Below are 18,805 nucleotides of genomic sequence, written 5' to 3' on the forward strand. Positions count from 1 at the left end.
GAGCCCCCGTGCACGGTGATCACCGCGAGGGGGCCCTCTTCCGTCAAGGACGACGGTGTTACCGGCCGCCGAACTCCTCCAGGCCCTTCAGGGCCTGGTCGAGGAGTGCCTGACGGCCCTCCAGCTCACGCGCCAGCTTGTCGGCCTTGGTGTCGTTGCCCGCCGCGCGGGCCGCGTCGATCTGCTTCTGGAGCTTGTCGACCGCGTCCTGCAGCTGGCCCGTCAGACCCGCCGCACGCGCGCGTGCCTCGGGGTTCGTCCGGCGCCACTCCGACTCCTCGGCCTCCTGGATCGCCCGCTCCACCGCGTGCATCCGGCCCTCGACCTTCGGCCGGGCGTCGCGCGGAACGTGGCCGATGGCCTCCCAGCGCTCGTTGATGGAGCGGAAGGCCGCACGGGCCGCCTTCAGATCCGCCACGGGCACCAGCTTCTCGGCCTCGACCGCGAGCTCCTCCTTCAGCTTGAGGTTCTCGGTCTGCTCCGCGTCGCGCTCGGCGAAGACCTCACCGCGCGCGGCGAAGAACACGTCCTGGGCGCCGCGGAAGCGGTTCCACAGGTCGTCCTCGTGCTCGCGCTGGGCGCGGCCCACGGCCTTCCACTCGGTCATCAGCTCGCGGTACCGAGCGGCCGTGCCGCCCCAGTCCGTGGAGTTCGACAGCGACTCCGCCTCGGCGACCAGCTTCTCCTTGGCCTTGCGGGCGTCCTCGCGCTGCGCGTCCAGCGAGGCGAAGTGCGCCTTGCGGCGCTTGGAGAACGCCGAGCGGGCGTGCGAGAAGCGGTGCCACAGCTCGTCGTCGGACTTCCGGTCGAGCCGCGGCAGGCCCTTCCAGGTGTCCACGAGAGCCCGCAGCCGCTCACCGGCGGCCCGCCACTGCTCGCTCTGCGCGAGCTCCTCCGCCTCCTTGACCAGGGCTTCCTTGGCGCCGCGCGCCTCGTCCGCCTGCTTGGCCTTCTGGGCCTTGCGCTCCTCGCGGCGCGACTCCACGGTCTCGACCAGCTTGTCGAGACGCGTCGCCAGCGCGGCGAGGTCACCCACGGCGTGATGCTCGTCCACCTGCTGCCGGATGTGGTCGATCGCGACAGTGGCGTCCTTCGCCGAGAGGTCGGTGGTCTTCACCCTCTTCTCGAGGAGGCCGATCTCGACAACCAAGCCCTCGTACTTGCGCTCGAAGTAGGCCAGTGCCTCCTCGGGAGTGCCGGCCTGCCACGATCCGACGACCTTCTCGCCCTCGGCAGTACGCACGTACACGGTGCCCGTCTCGTCGACGCGGCCCCACGGGTCGCTGCTCACAGCGCCTCCTCCACATGATGCCGACGAGGGGGCTCTCACCCCCTGGGCATCGTCCACAGTTTCCCGGCGGGCCTCGCCCGCCCTCAACAACGCGGATACAGGACCGCGCTGCACAACGCCAATCTAGGCGACCGGCCGCCCGGCTGTCCGCTCTCCGCGCGACCGAAATTCCACGGTCACGCGGTGTGTCACTTCTTGGTGACCGTGCCCTTCGCGATCGTGACGGCCGTCTTCGGCGCGCCGTCCTTGCCGCCGCCCTCGACGCCGCCCTTCGCGACCTCCTCCACGGCCTTCAGCCCGGCCGCGTCGATCTTCCCGAAGGGGGTGTAGGTCGGCGGCAGCTTCGTGTCCTTGTAGACGAGGAAGAACTGGCTTCCACCACTGCCCGGCTGGCCGGTGTTGGCCATCGCGACCGTGCCCGCCGGGAACGTCACCGTGCCGTCCGCGCCGGCCTTGCCGAGCGCGTCCAGGTTCTCGTCCGGGATCGTGTAGCCGGGGCCACCCGTGCCGTCGCCCTTGGGGTCACCGCACTGGAGCACGAAGATGCCCTCGGTGGTCAGCCGGTGGCACTTGGTGCCGTCGAAGTACTTCTTGTCCGCCAGGTGCTTGAAGGAGTTCACCGTGTGCGGGGTCTTCGCCGCGTCCATGGTGATCGCGACGGTGCCCCTGTTCGTCTCCAGGGACATCGCGTACGTGGCCTTCTTGTCGATGGCCATCGCCGGCTCAGGCGTCTTCGGCTCGCTCGCCGAGGGTGTCGGGTTCGACGGCGTACCGCTCGCCGCCGAGTCGCCGGCTCCCTTGGCGCCGTCGTCGGTCAGCGCCACGGAGGCGTACACCGCGCCGCCCGCGGCCAGGACTACGGCGAGCGAGGCGGCGATCACGGTGTTGCGGCGCCTGGCCTTCTGCCGCGCCTGCTGCCGCCGCTCCTGCTGGCGTACGTACTTCTCCCTGGCGAGCTGCCGCCGCCGCTGATCGCTGCTGACCACCGGGTCTGCTCCTTGTCGCTCGTCTGTTCCTGTCCTGGCCGGGTGTGCCCGTACCGTATACGGGTTGGCTGTGGAATACGCAGCGCCGGTAGGCTCTGATCTGCCACTTCCGCTCCGCCGCACCTCGTGCCGGACGACATTAAGGACGATCGTGCTGATTGCCGGGTTCCCCGCCGGGGCCTGGGGGACCAACTGCTATCTGGTCGCCCCCGCCGCAGGCGAGGAGTGCGTGATCATCGACCCGGGCCACCAGGCCGCCCAGGGAGTCGAGGAGACGCTCAAGAAGCATCGGCTCAAGCCCGTCGCCGTGGTCCTCACCCATGGCCACATCGACCACGTCGCCTCCGTCGTCCCGGTCTGCGGCGCCCATGACGTACCCGCGTGGATCCACCCCGCCGACCGGTACATGATGAGCGACCCGGAGAAGGCCCTCGGCCGCTCCATCGGGATGCCCCTCATGGGCGAGCTGACCGTGGGCGAGCCCGACGACGTGCACGAGCTCACCGACGGCGCCAAGCTGGAGCTCGCCGGTCTCGAGTTCTCCGTCGCCCACGCGCCCGGTCATACCAAGGGGTCGGTGACCTTCCGGATGCCCGAGAACACGGAGATCCCCTCCGTCTTCTTCTCGGGCGATCTGCTCTTCGCCGGCTCCATCGGACGCACCGACCTGCCCGGCGGTGACATGGACGAGATGCTCGAATCGCTGGCCCGCGTGTGCCTGCCGCTCGACAACTCGACCGTGGTGCTGTCGGGACACGGTCCCCAGACGACCATCGGCCAGGAGCGCGCCACCAATCCCTACTTGCGGGATGTGGCCGCCGGCCTCGGGAGCGCGAAGGCTCCCCGACGAGGAATGTGACGAGAACGCAGTGAGCACCTTCAAGGCCCCCAAGGGCACGTACGACCTGATTCCGCCGTACTCCGCGAAGTACCTGGCGGTCCGTGACGCCATCTCCGGACCGCTGCGGACGTCCGGCTACGGCTACATCGAGACCCCCGGCTTCGAGGACGTCAACCTCTTCGCGCGCGGCGTCGGCGAGTCCACCGACATCGTGACCAAGGAGATGTACGCCTTCGAGACCAAGGGCGGCGACAAGCTCGCCCTGCGTCCCGAGGGCACCGCCTCCGTGCTGCGCGCCGCCCTGGAGGCCAGCCTGCACAAGCAGGGCAACCTGCCCGTCAAGCTCTGGTACTCCGGCTCGTACTACCGCTACGAGCGCCCGCAGAAGGGCCGTTACCGCCACTTCTCGCAGGTCGGTGCCGAGGCGATCGGCGCCGAGGACCCGGCGCTCGACGCCGAGCTGATCATCCTGGCCGACCAGGCGTACCGCTCGCTCGGCCTGCGTAACTTCCGCATCCTGCTGAACTCGCTGGGCGACAAGGAGTGCCGTCCCGTCTACCGCGAGGCGCTGCAGACCTTCCTGCGCGGGCTCGACCTGGACGAGGAGACGCTCCGCCGCGCCGAGATCAACCCGCTGCGCGTCCTCGACGACAAGCGCGAGGCCGTGCAGAAGCAGCTGGGCGACGCGCCGCTGCTGCGGGACTACCTGTGCGACGCGTGCAAGGCGTACCACGAGGAGGTGCGCGCGCTGATCACCGCGGCGGGCGTGGCCTTCGAAGACGACGCCAAGCTGGTGCGCGGCCTCGACTACTACACGCGGACGACCTTCGAGTTCGTCCACGACGGTCTCGGCTCGCAGTCCGCGGTGGGCGGCGGCGGCCGCTACGACGGCCTCTCCGAGATGATCGGCGGCCCGGCGCTGCCGTCCGTCGGCTGGGCGCTCGGTGTGGACCGTACGGTCCTCGCCCTGGAGGCGGAGGGTGTCGAGCTGGACATCCCGGCGACCACCAGCGTCTTCGCGGTCGCGCTCGGCGAGGAGGCCCGGCGGATCCTCTTCGGCAAGGTCACCGAGCTGCGCAAGGCCGGTGTCGCGGCGGACTTCTCCTTCGGCGGCAAGGGCCTGAAGGGCTCGATGAAGGACGCCAACCGTTCCGGTGCCCGCTTCGCGATCGTCGCCGGTGAGCGCGACCTCGCCGAGGGCGTCGTCCAGCTCAAGGACATGGAGGCCGGCGAGCAGGAGCCGGTGGCCCTGGACGAGCTGGTCGCCACGGTCCAGGCCAAGCTGGCCTGATGTGCACAAGGACGGGCCCCGGCGCTGTGTGCGCCGGGGCCCGTCCTTATGTCCACCGAACGGTGGACACCGGTCCGTGTGCGGCACAATGACCGTGCCCAGAAGGCCGGCGAGCGATGGAACGGACATATGACGAACGCAAGCGTGGACGAGTCGACGCGCGACACGATCGGCGCGAGCCGCGCCTTCGCCTGGCTGCTCGTGATCACCGGCGCCGCGGGGCTGCTCGCCGCCTGGGTGATCACGATCGACAAGTTCAAGCTCCTCGAGGACCCGAACTTCACCCCCGGGTGCAGCCTCAACCCGGTCGTCTCCTGCGGCAACATCATGAAGAGCGAGCAGGCCTCGGTCTTCGGCTTCCCGAACCCCATGCTCGGCCTCGTGACCTACGCGATGATCATCGCGATCGGTGTGGCCCTCCTCGCGGGCGCCCGCTACCGCCGCTGGTACTGGCTCGGCCTGAACGCGGGCACGCTGTTCGGCGTCGGCTTCTGTACCTGGCTCATGCAGCAGTCGCTCTACGAGATCAACGCGCTCTGCCTGTGGTGCTGCCTGGCCTGGGTCGCCACGATCATCATGTTCTGGTACGTGACCTCGCACAACGTCCGCACGGGCGTCATCCCCGCCCCGCGCGGCCTGAAGACCTTCTTCGACGAGTTCACCTGGGTGCTGCCGGTGCTGCACATCGGGATCATCGGCATGCTGATCCTGACGCGCTGGTGGGACTTCTGGACCAGCTGACGGGCGCGGTCCGCGCTGTCAGTCCCCTGACTTAGGCTTCATGACTGTGGAGCCCGACCTCTTTACCGCAGCCGCCGAAGAACGCCAGGAGAAGGACCCGTCCAGCAGCCCCCTGGCCGTCCGGATGCGTCCGCGCACCCTGGACGAGGTCCTCGGCCAGCAGCACCTGCTCAAGCCGGGCTCGCCGCTGCGCCGGCTCGTCGGCGAGGGCAGCGGAGGCCCGGCGGGCTCCTCGTCCGTGATCCTCTGGGGCCCGCCCGGCATCGGGAAGACCACCCTCGCGTACGTCGTCTCCAAGGCGACCAACAAGCGCTTCGTGGAGCTCTCCGCGATCACCGCGGGAGTCAAGGAGGTCCGGGCCGTCATCGAGGGCGCCCGGCGCGCGGCCGGCGGCTTCGGCAAGGAGACCGTCCTCTTCCTCGACGAGATCCACCGCTTCTCCAAGGCCCAGCAGGACTCGCTGCTCCCCGCCGTGGAGAACCGCTGGGTGACGCTGATCGCGGCGACCACCGAGAACCCGTACTTCTCGATCATCTCGCCGCTGCTCTCCCGCTCCCTCCTGCTCACGCTCGAACCGCTCACCGACGACGACCTGCGCGATCTGCTCAAGCGGGCACTCACCGAGGACCGGGGGCTCGGCGGCGCGGTCACGCTGCCCGAGGACGCCGAGGCCCATCTGCTGCGGATCGCCGGCGGCGACGCACGGCGGGCGCTCACCGCCCTGGAGGCCGCGGCGGGCGCGGCCATCGCCAAGGGCGAGCCGGAGATCACTCTCGCCACGGTCGAGGAGACCGTCGACCGCGCGGCCGTGAAGTACGACCGGGACGGCGACCAGCACTACGACGTGGCCAGCGCCCTCATCAAGTCCATCCGCGGCTCGGACGTGGACGCGGCGCTGCACTACCTCGCCCGGATGATCGAGGCGGGGGAGGACCCCCGGTTCATCGCCCGCCGCCTGATGATCTCCGCCAGCGAGGACATCGGCCTGGCCGATCCCACCGCGCTGCCGACGGCCGTCGCGGCCGCCCAGGCCGTCGCCATGATCGGCTTCCCCGAGGCGGCGCTGACCCTGAGCCACGCCACCATCGCCCTGGCCCTCGCCCCCAAGTCGAACGCCGCGACCACCGCGATCTTCGCCGCCCAGGCGGACGTACGGAACGGTCTGGCGGGCTCGGTCCCGGCGCACCTGCGCGACGGCCACTACAAGGGCGCCGCCAAGCTCGGCCACGCCCAGGGGTACGTGTACCCGCACGACGTCCCGGGCGGCATCGCGGCCCAGCAGTACGCCCCGGACGAGGTCCACGGCAGGCGCTACTACGAACCGACCCGCTACGGCGCGGAGGCGCGGTACGCGGACGTGGTGGAGAAGGTGCGGGAGCGGCTGCGCGGCGACGGCTGACGCGCGTCACGGTCGGGCCGCCCCTACGCTCGGTCCATGATCCGTACGGCATGGGTGCCGGCCACGGCCCTGGCCCTCCTGGTCACCGGCTGCGCACCGGCCACCGAGGATCGGGCCGCCCCTTCCCCCTCCGCGGTGCCGCTCGTCAGCCCGGGCTTCCCGCCCACCGCGGCCGAGGCGCGGAGCCGGCTGGCCCGGCTCACCGTCGCCTGGGGCAAGAACTGGGAGACGTACAAGAGGGCCGAGTTCGGCACCACGTGGTCGGACGAGACCGACGCCCTCGGCGGACGCAACGGCTGTGACACGCGCGACGACGTCCTGCGCCGCGACCTCAGCGAGCTGCGCCAGGGCGACCGCAACCCGTGCGTCGTCCTCTCGGGCGTGCTCCACGACCCGTACACCGGCAAGAAGTTGCCGTACTCGTACCGCAAGGCGTCGCAGATCCAGACCGACCACGTCGTCGCGCTGGGCGCGGCCTGGCGCGCGGGCGCGTGGGCCTGGAGCCCCGAGCGGCGCCTCGCCTACGCCAACGACCTGGACGTGCTGCTCGCCACCGACAAGCGGACCAACTACGAGAAGAGCAGCAAGACCCCCGACAAGTGGAAGCCGCCGCGGAAGGCGTACTGGTGCGAGTGCGGCCGGCGCTGGACCGGCATCAAGGCCAAGTACGGCCTGACCGTCTCCACGCCCGAGAGGCTCGCTCTCCAGGAACTCCTCGCCACCTGCCCCTGAGCACGCTCGCGACCCCGGGCGTGTGCACGGGCCCCCGGCCGACCCGGTACACTCGTGCGGAGTGCTGCGTCCTGTGTCCGGCTTCGGCCGGCGCCACCAGAACGGGACAAGCAGCGGGAGCCTCGCCCCAGGGCGGGATCTCCAGGAGTGTCGCGCACCTTCGAAGGTGTCGCGGGCAACCCATCACCTCCCCGGTATTCGGGACCAGGCGATGGGCCGTTCGCGTGCTGCACGTACGTGCCCAGACCAGGGAGCGGCTGCCCGACAGGTCCTTCACGGACCGAACGGGTTTCCCCGGCTGCGGATGCGACCTCCTTTAACCCTGGTGAAGCCGTATTCGTACAGATAGAGAGGTTGGTTCATGCCGAACCAGTCCCGTCCCAAGGTCAAGAAGTCGCGTGCCCTCGGCATCGCGCTGACCCCGAAGGCCGTCAAGTACTTCGAGGCCCGCCCCTACCCGCCGGGCGAGCACGGCCGTGGCCGCAAGCAGAACTCGGACTACAAGGTCCGTCTGCTCGAGAAGCAGCGTCTGCGCGCCCAGTACGACATCAGCGAGCGCCAGATGGCGCGCGCCTACGACCGCGCCAAGAAGGCCGAAGGCAAGACGGGCGAGGCGCTGGTCGTCGAGCTCGAGCGTCGCCTCGACGCCCTGGTCCTGCGTTCGGGCATCGCCCGCACCATCTACCAGGCCCGCCAGATGGTCGTGCACGGTCACGTCCAGGTCAACGGTGGCAAGGTCGACAAGCCGTCCTTCCGCGTCCGTCCCGACGACGTCGTGATGATCCGCGAGCGCTCCCGCGACAAGGCCCTGTTCCAGGTCGCCCGCGAGGGTGGCTTCGCCGCCGACGGTGAGACCCCGCGCTACCTGCAGGTCAACCTGAAGGCCCTGGCCTTCCGCCTCGACCGCGACCCGAACCGCAAGGAAATCCCGGTCATCTGCGACGAGCAGCTGGTCGTCGAGTACTACGCCCGCTGATCAAGGCGCCGTAGTACCACCCCCGCGGTGTTCGGCCCGCCGCTTCCCCGCCCTCACGGGTGGGGGAGCCGGCGGGCTTCCGCGTTCTCCGGGACCTTCGAACGGAACGGGCGCGGCGCCCGGGCCCCCGGCACCCGCACGGCCGGGTCGCGACGCTCGCTGAGCGCCCGGTCCACCGCCGCGTCCAGCGAGAGCCCCTGGCCCTCCCGCACCGACGCCCCGTAACGCTCCGCACCGAGCAGCTCGCCCGCCTCGCGCGCGCAGAGCGCCCGCGGCCCGTTGAAAGTCCCCGAGCCGAACAGCTGCAGACCCACCGTGTCCCAGACCGGCAGCGCCGCACCCTGCAGCACGGCCGCCTCCGAGGGATCGCCCTCGCTCGCCGTCACCAGCGCGAGCAGCTCGATCGCCAGGACCAGGCCCACCAGGTCGTGGAAGGTGTGGTTGATCGTCACGCACTCGGTCAGCAGCGCCCGCGCCTCGCCGTGCTCGCCCCTGGTCCACGCCGCGTACGCCAGCACATAGAGCGCGTATGCCTTGGTCCAGCGCTCACCGCGCTCCTCGCAGATCTCGCGCACGTCCACGCAGAGCGCGACCGCGCCCTCCAGATCGCCCAGGAAGACCCGGGCCATCGCCAGCTCGACCTGGGCCATCAGCACATTGCTGTTCAGCTCGCCCAGCTCGCGGTAGGCCACCAGGGCCCGGCCGATCAGCTCCTCCGCGCGCCGCATGTCGTCCGAGAGCAGCGCCAGACAGCCCATCCGATGCGTCGCGTACGCCTCCGCCAGGGCGTTGCCGGTCGCGCGGGCCCGCTCCCCACAGGCGTGCAGCGCCGCCACCGCCGCCGTGGCGTCGCCCTGCAGGATTGCCACATAGCCGAGCACCCACAACGCCTTCAGCCGGGCCGAGGTGTGCTCGTCGTGCTCCGGATCGCCGCCGAGCGCCCGGTCGAGCCAGTGCCGCCCCTCGGACAGCCGGCCGCAGCCCACCCACGCGAACCAGAGCGTCCCCGCGAGCTGCAGCGCCAGATGCGCCTCGTCCGGCCCCTCCATACAGAGTTCGAGCGCCGCCCGCAGATTGGGCAGCGCCGCGTCCAGACAGGCCGCGACCTCGGCCTGGCGCGGACTGAACCACTCCAGCTCGCACCAGGTGGCGAGCCCCATGTACCAGTCGCGATGGCGGCGGCGCATCCGCTCGGTGTCCCCGAGCGCGGCCAGCCACTCCGCCCCGTACGCCGAGACCGTGTCCACCATCCGGTACCGGGGACCGGCGGGCGTGAACTCCCGTACCACCAGCGACTGCGCGAGCAGACCGCCGAGCACGTCCAGGACCCGCTCCGTCGGCAGCTCCCGGCCGGCGCAGACGTACTCCGCCGCCTCCAGGTCGAAAGGACCGGCGAAGACCGAGAGCCGCGCCCAGAGCAGGCGCTCGTCCGGCGTGCACAGCTCGTGGCTCCAGCCGATCGCCGTCCGCAGCGTCTGGTGCCGCGGCAGCGCGCCCCGCGCTCCGTCCGTGAGCAGCCGGAACCGGTCGTCGAGCCGGTGCAGCACCTGCTCCACGGTCAGCAGCGGCATCCGGGCTGCCGCCAGCTCCAGGGCCAGCGGGATCCCGTCGAGGCGCAGGCACAGCTCGCGTACGGCGGCGGGGTCGGAGGCGGGCCCCGCGAGGTCGCCGGTCGCCGCCGCCCGCGCGAGGAACAGCCGCTCCGCGTCCTCCTCGTCCATCGGGGCCAGCGCGAACACCGTCTCCCCGTCCACCCGCAGCGGGCGGCGGCCCACCGCGAGCACGGTGAGGCCGGGGCAGCGTTCGAGGAGCAGCCGCAGCACCGGGGCGCACTCGTCCACGAGGTGCTCGAAGCCGTCCACGACCAGCAGGACACTGCGCTCCGCGAGATGGTCGACCAGCGTCTCGTCCGGGGTGCGCAGCGTGTGGTCCGTCAGCCCCAGCGCCTCGCCGAGCGCGAGCGCCACGAGATCGGGGTCGCGCAGCACCGAGAGGTCGGCCAGCCACGCGCCGTCGGCGTAGCGTTTCTCCGCCGCGGACGCGGCGCGCAGGGCCAGCCGGGTCTTGCCCACGCCTCCCATCCCGACCACCGTGACCAGGCGGGATTCGATCAGGAGCCGGGCGAGTTCACGCTGTTCGCCGGCCCGTCCGATGAACCGGTTCAGCTCGGCCGGGAGATTGCTCCTTCGCATGGGACACGGAGCGTACCCACCCGCGCGCGCTCCGTACAATCGGTACGGGCGAATCCCCTGTCCCGAGCGGCGTCGCGAGGGCAAATGCGGTACGGGGAAAGACCCCGGGCGCGATAGGGTCGGAGGACGACTTTTCGCAAGGGCCCAACGACAGAAGAGAGCGGTGCGGAGTGACCGGTGGAGAGGTTGCCGGGATTCTGGTGGCCGTGTTCTGGGCGATTCTCGTCTCCTTCCTCGCCGTGGTTCTGGTGAGGCTGGCGCAGACGCTCAAGGCGACCACCAAGCTGGTGGCGGACGTGACCGAACAGGCCGTCCCGCTGCTCAGCGACGCCTCCGCGACCGTGCGCGCGGCACAGACCCAGCTCGACCGGGTCGACGCCATCGCCTCGGACGTCCAGGAGGTCACCTCCAACGCCTCCGCGCTCTCCTCCACCGTCGCCTCCACCTTCGGCGGCCCGCTCGTCAAGGTCGCCGCCTTCGGCTACGGAGTGCGCAAGGCCCTTGGCCGCGGCCGGGACGAGGCGTCGCCGGCGCCCGCGGCCGCGCGCCGTACCGTCGTCGGTCGCACCGTGCCGTCCGCGCGGCGCCGGAAGCAGAAGGGCTGAGCCGCCGATGTTCCGCCGTACGTTCTGGTTCACCGCCGGCGCAGCAGCCGGGGTGTGGGCCACCACCAAGGTCAACCGGAAGCTCAAGCAGCTGACTCCGGAGAGCCTCGCCGCGCAGGCGGCGAACAAGGCGATCGAGACCGGCCACCGGCTCAAGGACTTCGCCCTCGACGTCAGGGCCGGCATGGTCCAGCGCGAGGCCGAACTCGGCGAGGCGCTCGGCCTGGAGGCCCCCGTGGACGGCCCTGCCGAGCGCGAGCTCCCCGGGCCGCGCCGCAGGGCCGTGCTCGACCCCACCCCACAGACCACCACGCATTCGTACCGCACGATTTCGTACAACCGGAATGAGGACCACTGATGGAGTCGGCTGAAATCCGCCGCCGCTGGCTGAGCTTCTTCGAGGAGCGCGGGCACACCGTCGTGCCTTCGGCGTCGCTCATCGCGGACGACCCGACTCTGCTTCTGGTCCCCGCCGGCATGGTTCCCTTCAAGCCGTACTTCCTCGGCGAGGTGAAGCCGCCGTTCCCGCGCGCCTCCAGCGTGCAGAAGTGCGTGCGTACGCCCGACATCGAAGAGGTCGGCAAGACCACCCGCCACGGCACGTTCTTCCAGATGTGCGGCAACTTCTCCTTCGGCGACTACTTCAAGGAAGGCGCCATCAAGCTCGCCTGGGAGCTGCTGACCACCTCGGTGGAGCACGGCGGCTACGGGCTCGACCCGGAGAAGCTCTGGATCACCGTCTACCTCGAGGACGACGAGGCCGAGCGGATCTGGCGCGACGTCGTCGGCGTCCCCGCCGAGCGCATCCAGCGCCTCGGCAAGAAGGACAACTACTGGTCGATGGGCGTGCCCGGCCCCTGCGGCCCGTGCTCGGAGATCAACTACGACCGCGGTCCCGAGTTCGGCGTCGAGGGCGGCCCGGCCGTCAACGACGAGCGGTACGTGGAGATCTGGAACCTGGTCTTCATGCAGTACGAGCGCGGTGAGGGCTCCGGCAAGGAGGACTTCCCGATCCTCGGCGAGCTGCCGTCGAAGAACATCGACACCGGCCTCGGCCTCGAGCGCCTGGCGATGATCCTGCAGGGCGTACAGAACATGTACGAGACCGACACCCTCAAGGTCGTCATCGACAAGGCCACCGAGCTGACCGGCGTGGACTACGGCAAGGCCCACGACAGCGACGTCTCGCTGCGCGTGGTCGCCGACCACATGCGGACGTCCGTGATGCTCATCGGCGACGGTGTCACCCCGGGCAACGAGGGCCGCGGCTATGTGCTGCGCCGCATCATGCGCCGCGCCATCCGCAACATGCGCCTGCTCGGCGCCACGGGCGTGGTCGTCCAGGACCTCGTCGACGTGGTCATCGACACCATGGGCGAGCAGTACCCGGAGCTGGTCACCGACCGCAAGCGGATCGAGACCGTCGCCCTCGCCGAGGAGGCCCGCTTCCTCAAGACGCTGAACGCCGGCTCCAACGTCCTGGACGGTGCCGTCACCGAGACCAAGGCCGCCGGTTCCACCGTGCTGCCCGGCGACAAGGCGTTCCTGCTCCACGACACCTGGGGCTTCCCGATCGACCTGACCCTGGAGATCGCCGCCGAGCAGGGGCTCTCCGTGGACGAGGCCGGCTTCCGCCGCCTCATGCAGGAGCAGCGGGACAAGGCCAAGGCCGACGCCAAGGCCAAGAAGACCGGCCACGCCGACGTCGCCGCCTACCGCGAGATCGCCGACGGCAACGGTGCCACCCAGTTCACCGGCTACACCAACACCGAGGGCGAGTCCACGGTCGTCGGCCTGCTGGTCAACGGCGTCTCCTCGCCGGCCGCCTCCGAGGGCGACGAGGTCGAGGTCGTCCTCGACCGCACCCCGTTCTACGCCGAGGGCGGCGGCCAGCTCGCCGACCACGGCCGGATCAAGCTGCACAGCGGCGCCGTCATCGAGATCCGTGACGTCCAGCAGCCGGTCCCCGGTGTCTCCGTGCACAAGGGTTCGGTCCAGGTCGGCGAGGTGACCGTCGGCTCCACCGCCTACGCCGCCATCGACGTGCGCCGCCGCCGGGCCATCGCCCGCGCCCACTCCGCCACGCACCTGACGCACCAGGCGCTGCGGGACGCCCTCGGCCCGACGGCCGCCCAGGCCGGTTCGGAGAACTCGCCCGGCCGCTTCCGCTTCGACTTCGGCTCGCCCAACGCGGTGCCGGGCACGGTCCTCATGGACGTCGAGCAGAAGATCAACGAGGTCCTCTCCCGCGAACTCGACGTGCACGCCGAGGTCATGCCGATCGACGAGGCCAAGCGCCAGGGCGCCATCGCCGAGTTCGGCGAGAAGTACGGCGAGACGGTCCGCGTGGTCACCATCGGCGACTTCTCCAAGGAGCTGTGCGGCGGTACGCACGTCAAGAACACCGCCGCCCTCGGCCTGGTGAAGCTGCTCGGCGAGTCGTCGATCGGCAGTGGCGTGCGCCGTGTCGAGGCCCTCGTCGGTGTCGACGCGTACAACTTCCTCGCCCGGGAGCACACGGTCGTCGCCCAGCTCCAGGAGCTGGTCAAGGGCCGCCCGGAGGAGCTGCCGGAGAAGATCTCCTCCATGCTCGGCAAGCTGAAGGACGCCGAGAAGGAGATCGAGAAGTTCCGCGCCGAGAAGGTGCTCCAGGCCGCCGCCGGTCTCGTCGAGGGCGCCAAGGACATCCGTGGCGTGGCCCTGGTCACCGGCCAGGTCCAGGACGGCACCTCCGCCGACGACCTGCGCAAGCTGGTCCTCGACGTCCGCGGCCGGATCTCCTCCGACCGCCCGGCCGTCGTGGCCCTGTTCACCACGGCCAACGGCCGCCCGCTGACGGTCATCGCCACCAACGAGGCCGCCCGCGAGCGCGGTCTCAAGGCCGGCGAGCTGGTCCGCACGGCCGCCAAGACCCTCGGTGGCGGCGGTGGCGGCAAGCCGGACGTCGCCCAGGGCGGCGGCCAGAACCCCGAGGCCGTCGGCGCGGCCATCGACGCCGTCGAGCGCCTCGTCGTGGAGACGGCGTGACGATGCGCCGCGGCCGTCGTCTCGCGGTCGACGTCGGGGACGCCCGGATCGGGGTCGCCTCGTGCGACCCCGACGGGGTCCTCGCCACCCCGGTGGAGACCGTGCCGGGGCGTGACGTCCCGGCCGCCCACCGGCGGCTGCGGGGACTCGTCGAGGAGTACGAACCGATCGAGGTCGTGGTCGGCCTCCCTCGCTCCCTCTCCGGGGGCGAGGGCCCGGCCGCGGCCAAGGTCCGGCGCTTCGCCGGGGAGCTGGCCAAGGGCATCGCCCCGGTGCCGGTCCGCCTCGTCGACGAGCGGATGACGACGGTGACGGCCACCCAGGGGCTGCGGGCCTCGGGCGTGAAGTCCAAGAAGGGGCGGTCGGTCATCGACCAGGCCGCCGCTGTGATCATCCTTCAGAACGCTCTTGAGGCCGAACGGGTATCAGGTAATCCTCCTGGCGAGGGCGTCGAAGTGGTCATCTGATCGCGATACGGTAACGTTCCGCGCGATGTGGCGGTGTTCGAACAGCTGCCGCACAACGTAGAGGCGGATCGTCCGGAAGCCTCGCGGCTGGTTGGGGATCGATGACTGAGTATGGCCGGGGCTCCGGCTCCGAACCGTGGCATCCCACGGACCCGTTGTACGGGGACCAGGGATGGGGAGGTCAGGGTCAGCAGCAGTACCCGCACCAGGACCAGCAGTACGGCCACCAGGAGCAGTACGGCGGCCAGGACCAGTACGGCCAGGGTCAGTACGTCCAGGACCAGTACGGTCAGGGCCAGTACGCCCAGGGCCAGGCGCAGGGCTACGACCCCCAGTACCAGCAGCAGCCGCAGCAGTACCAGCAGCACCCGCAGCAGCACGGGCACCAGCAGCAGCAGCAGCACGCCCAGCACCCGCAGCAGTACGTCGATCCGTCGGCGTACGGCGGCTATCAGGGGCAGCAGGGGCAGGGCTACGACACGCCCGGATACCCCGCACAGCAGTACGACCCGAGCTGGGAGACCGGCCAGGCGGCCATGCCGTACGGCACGACCCCCGCGGATCCGTACGGCGGCCAGAACCCTGACCTCTACGGCACCCCCGAGGCGTACCCGCCGCCGCAGCCCCCGGGCCGGCGGCAGGTGCCGCCGCAGCCGGTGACCGACTGGGACGCGGAGCCCGAGGAAGAGGAGCGGCACCCCTTCTTCACCGGCGAGGACAGCGCCGTCGGTGTCCGCTCCGACGACGATGACGACTACGACGATGACGACGAGGAGCCGGCCGGACGGCGCTCGTCGCGCGGCGGCGGTCGCGAGCGCCGGGGCGGCAAGGACAAGGGCAAGAAGGGCAAGAACGGCGTCGCCTGCCTGGTCGTCGCGCTCGTCCTGGTCGGCGGCGTGGGCGGCATCGGCTACTTCGGCTACCAGTTCTGGCAGGGCCAGTTCGGCGCGGCACCCGACTACGCGGGCGAAGGATCCGGCGAGGTCCAGGTCGAGATCCCGAAGGGCGCCGGCGGCTACGAGATCGCCAACATCCTGAAGAAGGCCGGCGTCATCAAGAGCGTCGACGCCTTCGTCTCGGCGGCGGAGAAGGACCCCAAGGGCAATGCCATCCAGGCGGGCGCCTACACGCTGAGGCTGCAGATGTCGGCGCAGAGCGCCGTCGAGATGATGCTGAACCCGCAGAGCCAGTCCGGGCTCGTCATCCCCGAAGGCAAGCGGAACGTCTGGGTCTACGAGGAGATCGACAAGAAGCTCGGCGTCGACAAGGGCACGACGCAGGGCATCGCGAAGGCGAAGGCCAACGACCTCGGCCTTCCCGACTGGGCGAAGAACCACAAGAACGTGAAGGACCCGCTGGAGGGCTTCCTCTACCCGGCGAAGTACCCGATGGTGAAGGGCAACAAGCCCGAGGACGTGCTGCGCAAGATGGTGGCGCGGTCGAACCAGGAGTACGCCAAGTACGAGCTGGAGGCCAAGGCGAAGGAGCTCGGCGTCAGCAGCCCGTGGGAGCTGATCACGATCGCCAGCCTCGTCCAGGCGGAGGGCACGTCGCACGACGACTTCCGCAAGATGGCCGAGGTCGTCTACAACCGCATGAAGACCAACAACCCGCAGACCTTCGGCAAGCTCGAGTTCGACTCGACGTACAACTACATCAAGAACCAGAGCAAGATCGACCTGACGCTGGAAGAGCTGCGGAAGTTCGACAACGTCTACAACACCTACTACTACAAGGGCCTGCCGCCGGGTCCGATCGGCAACCCGGGCGCCGAGGCGCTCAAGGGCGTCGTCGACCCGACCAAGGACGGCTGGTACTACTTCATCTCGCTGGACGGCAAGACGTCCCAGTTCACGAAGACGAACGCCGACCACCAGAAGCTGGTGGAGGAGTTCAACAAGTCGAGGAAAAACTGATGCAGGCGCCTCGCCGCGCGGCCGTGCTCGGCTCGCCCATCGCCCACTCGCTCTCGCCCGTCCTGCACCGGGCGGCCTACGCCGCGCTCGGCCTCGACAGCTGGTCGTACGACCGGTTCGAGGTCGACGAGGCCGGGCTGCCCGCGTTCGTCGCCGGGCTCGACGCGTCCTGGGCCGGTCTGTCGCTGACCATGCCGCTGAAGAGGGCGATCATCCCGCTGCTCGACGAGATCAGTGACACGGCCGCCTCGGTCGAGGCCGTCAACACGGTCGTCCTCACCGAGGACGGCCGCCGCCTCGGCGACAACACCGACATCCCCGGCCTGATCGCGGCCCTGCGCGAGCGGGGCGTGGAGAAGGTCGAGTCGGCCGCGGTCCTCGGCGCCGGTGCCACCGCCTCCTCCGCGCTCGCCGCGCTCGCGCGGATCTGCGCGGGGCCGGTCACCGCCTACGTACGGAGCGAGGCGCGGGCCGAGGAGATGAGGGGCTGGGGCGAGCGGCTCGGCGTGGACGTCCGTACCGCCGACTGGGCCGACGCGCACCGGGCGTTCGCCGCCCCGCTCGTCATCTCCACCACCCCGGCCGGTACCACCGACGCGCTCGCGGCGGAGGTCCCGGAAGGACCCGGCACCCTCTTCGACGTGCTCTACCACCCCTGGCCGACCCCGCTCGCCGCCGCCTGGTCGCAGCGGGGCGGCGCGGTGCTCGGCGGTCTCGACCTCCTCGTCCACCAGGCCGTGCTCCAGGTCGAACGGATGACGGGCGTCGCCGAGGCCCCGCTGTCCGCGATGCGCGAGGCGGGCGAGAAGGCCCTCGCCGCCGCGTGAGCGGTTCGGAGACCCTGGCATCGGACTGGGTCGGCTCGCTGCTCAAGGCGCTCGTGCACCTGTTGCCCGAGTGGGCGCAGGACACCGTCGTCACCCTCGTGGTGACGGGGCTCGTGGTGGCGGGCGGGCGCCGGCTCTGGCGGGCCGTCCGGACCTCACGGCCCGCGGACTGAGCTCTCGGTCGCGACCGATCTGACATTCTCCGCGTCCGACAGCTGGACCGACGGCCAGGTTCGGCCCCCGGACGTGGGAGGATCGGTAGCGGCGGGCCAGGGCCGCGCACCCGGTCGCGCCGCAGCAGTTCCAGGCGCGAGCATGAGGAGCATCGTTGAGCAGGTTGCGTTGGCTGACCGCTGGGGAGTCCCACGGACCCGCGCTGGTCGCGACGCTGGAGGGTCTTCCCGCCGGCGTCCCGGTCACCACTGAGCTGGTGGCGGACCATCTTGCGCGGCGGCGCCTCGGCTATGGGCGTGGTGCGCGGATGAAGTTCGAGCAGGACGAGATCACGTTCCTCGGCGGAGTCCGGCACGGTCTCTCGCTCGGCTCCCCGATCGCCGTCATGGTCGGCAACACGGAGTGGCCGAAGTGGGAGAAGGTCATGGCGGCCGACCCCGTCGACCCCGCCGAGCTCAAGGAGACCGGCCGCAACGCGCCGCTGACCCGGCCGCGTCCGGGCCACGCGGACCTCGCCGGCATGCAGAAGTACGGCTTCGACGAGGCCCGGCCGATCCTGGAGCGCGCCAGCGCCCGTGAGACCGCGGCCCGCGTCGCCCTCGGCGCCGTCGCCCGCTCCTTCATCAAGGAGGCCGCGGGCATCGACATCGTCTCGCACGTGGTGGAGCTGGCCGCGGCCAAGGCTCCGTACGGCGTGTACCCGACCCCCGCCGACGTCGAGAAGCTCGACGCCGACCCGGTCCGCTGCCTCGACGCGGACGCGTCGAAGGCGATGGTCGCCGAGATCGACCAGGCCCACAAGGACGGCGACACCCTGGGCGGCGTCGTCGAGGTCCTCGCCTACGGCGTTCCCGTCGGGCTCGGCTCGCACGTGCACTGGGACCGGCGGCTCGACGCACGGCTCGCCGCCGCGCTCATGGGCATCCAGGCGATCAAGGGCGTCGAGGTCGGCGACGGCTTCGAGCTGGCCCGCGTACCCGGCTCGCAGGCCCACGACGAGATCGTCCGCACCGAGGACGGCATCAAGCGCACCTCCGGCCGCTCCGGCGGTACGGAAGGCGGCCTGACCACCGGTGAGCTGCTGCGCGTCCGCGCCGCGATGAAGCCGATCGCGACCGTGCCGCGCGCGCTCGCCACGGTCGACGTCGCCACCGGTGAGGCCGCCCAGGCCCACCACCAGCGCTCCGACGTCTGCGCCGTCCCGGCCGCCGGGATCGTCGCCGAGGCCATGGTCGCGCTCGTCCTCGCGGACGCCGTCGTCGAGAAGTTCGGCGGCGACAGCGTTCCGGAGACCCGCCGCAACGTCCAGTCGTACCTCGACAACCTCCAGATCCGGTGAC

The 18,805-nt window shown here is 70.8% G+C and carries 17 protein-coding genes; 14 read left to right on the forward strand and 3 right to left on the reverse strand.

The features are described 5' to 3' along the window. Positions 1-58: 58 nt before the first annotated feature. Positions 59-1,291, reverse strand: a complete 1,233-nt coding sequence (locus tag AB0F56_RS06595; RefSeq protein ID WP_362004795.1) for a DUF349 domain-containing protein — start codon at positions 1,289-1,291, stop codon at positions 59-61. 188 nt (positions 1,292-1,479) lie between these two features. Then, the gene (locus AB0F56_RS06600) at positions 1,480-2,277 is read right to left on the reverse strand and encodes a peptidylprolyl isomerase (RefSeq protein WP_362004798.1); all 798 of its coding nucleotides are present in this window, start codon (positions 2,275-2,277) and stop codon (positions 1,480-1,482) included. Between the two features lie 151 nt (positions 2,278-2,428). On the opposite strand from AB0F56_RS06600, the gene AB0F56_RS06605 reads away from it, so the two are divergent. The 6 genes from AB0F56_RS06605 (at position 2,429) to rpsD (ending at position 8,257) form a co-directional block, all read left to right on the forward strand. Continuing rightward, complete coding sequence (locus AB0F56_RS06605) at positions 2,429-3,136, forward strand: MBL fold metallo-hydrolase (RefSeq protein WP_362004800.1); 708 nt, start codon at positions 2,429-2,431, stop codon at positions 3,134-3,136. 10 nt (positions 3,137-3,146) lie between these two features. Then, the gene (gene hisS / locus AB0F56_RS06610) at positions 3,147-4,409 is read left to right on the forward strand and encodes a histidine--tRNA ligase (RefSeq protein ID WP_362004801.1); all 1,263 of its coding nucleotides are present in this window, start codon (positions 3,147-3,149) and stop codon (positions 4,407-4,409) included. A 129-nt stretch (positions 4,410-4,538) separates the two neighbouring features. Further along, complete coding sequence (locus AB0F56_RS06615; RefSeq protein ID WP_362004803.1) at positions 4,539-5,150, forward strand: vitamin K epoxide reductase family protein; 612 nt, start codon at positions 4,539-4,541, stop codon at positions 5,148-5,150. A 46-nt stretch (positions 5,151-5,196) separates the two neighbouring features. Next, entirely contained in the window at positions 5,197-6,549 is a 1,353-nt protein-coding gene (locus AB0F56_RS06620) for a replication-associated recombination protein A (protein ID WP_362005108.1), read from the forward strand. Between the two features lie 36 nt (positions 6,550-6,585). Then, positions 6,586-7,281, forward strand: a complete 696-nt coding sequence (locus AB0F56_RS06625; protein WP_362004805.1) for an HNH endonuclease family protein — start codon at positions 6,586-6,588, stop codon at positions 7,279-7,281. Positions 7,282-7,642: 361 nt separating this feature from the next. Continuing rightward, on the forward strand, positions 7,643-8,257 hold the full coding sequence (gene rpsD, locus AB0F56_RS06630) for a 30S ribosomal protein S4 (protein ID WP_362004808.1): 615 nt from the start codon (positions 7,643-7,645) through the stop codon (positions 8,255-8,257). Positions 8,258-8,310: 53 nt separating this feature from the next. Here the strand turns inward: rpsD and AB0F56_RS06635 are convergent, their stop codons facing one another. Continuing rightward, complete coding sequence (locus AB0F56_RS06635; protein ID WP_362004811.1) at positions 8,311-10,449, reverse strand: AAA family ATPase; 2,139 nt, start codon at positions 10,447-10,449, stop codon at positions 8,311-8,313. Positions 10,450-10,619: 170 nt separating this feature from the next. On the opposite strand from AB0F56_RS06635, the gene AB0F56_RS06640 reads away from it, so the two are divergent. From AB0F56_RS06640 to aroC, 8 genes are all read left to right on the forward strand, one after another. Then, entirely contained in the window at positions 10,620-11,054 is a 435-nt protein-coding gene (locus tag AB0F56_RS06640) for a DUF948 domain-containing protein (RefSeq protein ID WP_362004814.1), read from the forward strand. 7 nt (positions 11,055-11,061) lie between these two features. After that, entirely contained in the window at positions 11,062-11,412 is a 351-nt protein-coding gene (locus tag AB0F56_RS06645; protein ID WP_362004817.1) for a DUF6167 family protein, read from the forward strand. Beyond that, positions 11,412-14,081, forward strand: a complete 2,670-nt coding sequence (gene alaS, locus AB0F56_RS06650) for an alanine--tRNA ligase (RefSeq protein ID WP_362004820.1) — start codon at positions 11,412-11,414, stop codon at positions 14,079-14,081. The genes AB0F56_RS06645 and alaS overlap by 1 nt, the downstream gene beginning before the upstream one ends. Positions 14,082-14,083: 2 nt before the next feature. Then, positions 14,084-14,548: a Holliday junction resolvase RuvX gene (ruvX, locus tag AB0F56_RS06655; protein ID WP_362005110.1), complete on the forward strand. Its 465-nt coding sequence runs from the start codon at positions 14,084-14,086 to the stop codon at positions 14,546-14,548. Positions 14,549-14,649: 101 nt separating this feature from the next. Continuing rightward, on the forward strand, positions 14,650-16,464 hold the full coding sequence (mltG, locus tag AB0F56_RS06660; protein WP_362004822.1) for an endolytic transglycosylase MltG: 1,815 nt from the start codon (positions 14,650-14,652) through the stop codon (positions 16,462-16,464). Further along, a complete protein-coding gene (locus tag AB0F56_RS06665) occupies positions 16,464-17,291 on the forward strand; it encodes a shikimate dehydrogenase (protein ID WP_362004825.1) in 828 nt (275 codons plus the stop codon). Before mltG ends, AB0F56_RS06665 begins: the two co-directional genes overlap by 1 nt. Then, a complete protein-coding gene (locus AB0F56_RS06670) occupies positions 17,288-17,464 on the forward strand; it encodes a hypothetical protein (RefSeq protein ID WP_362004826.1) in 177 nt (58 codons plus the stop codon). Before AB0F56_RS06665 ends, AB0F56_RS06670 begins: the two co-directional genes overlap by 4 nt. A gap of 155 nt (positions 17,465-17,619) precedes the next feature. Next, positions 17,620-18,804, forward strand: coding sequence for a chorismate synthase (gene aroC, locus AB0F56_RS06675; RefSeq protein ID WP_362004829.1), 1,185 nt, complete (start codon positions 17,620-17,622; stop codon positions 18,802-18,804). The last annotated feature ends 1 nt before the right edge of the window (position 18,805 follow it).

Origin of the sequence: Streptomyces sp. NPDC026092 (genome assembly GCF_040638605.1) — a bacterium.
Lineage (GTDB): Bacteria > Actinomycetota > Actinomycetes > Streptomycetales > Streptomycetaceae > Streptomyces.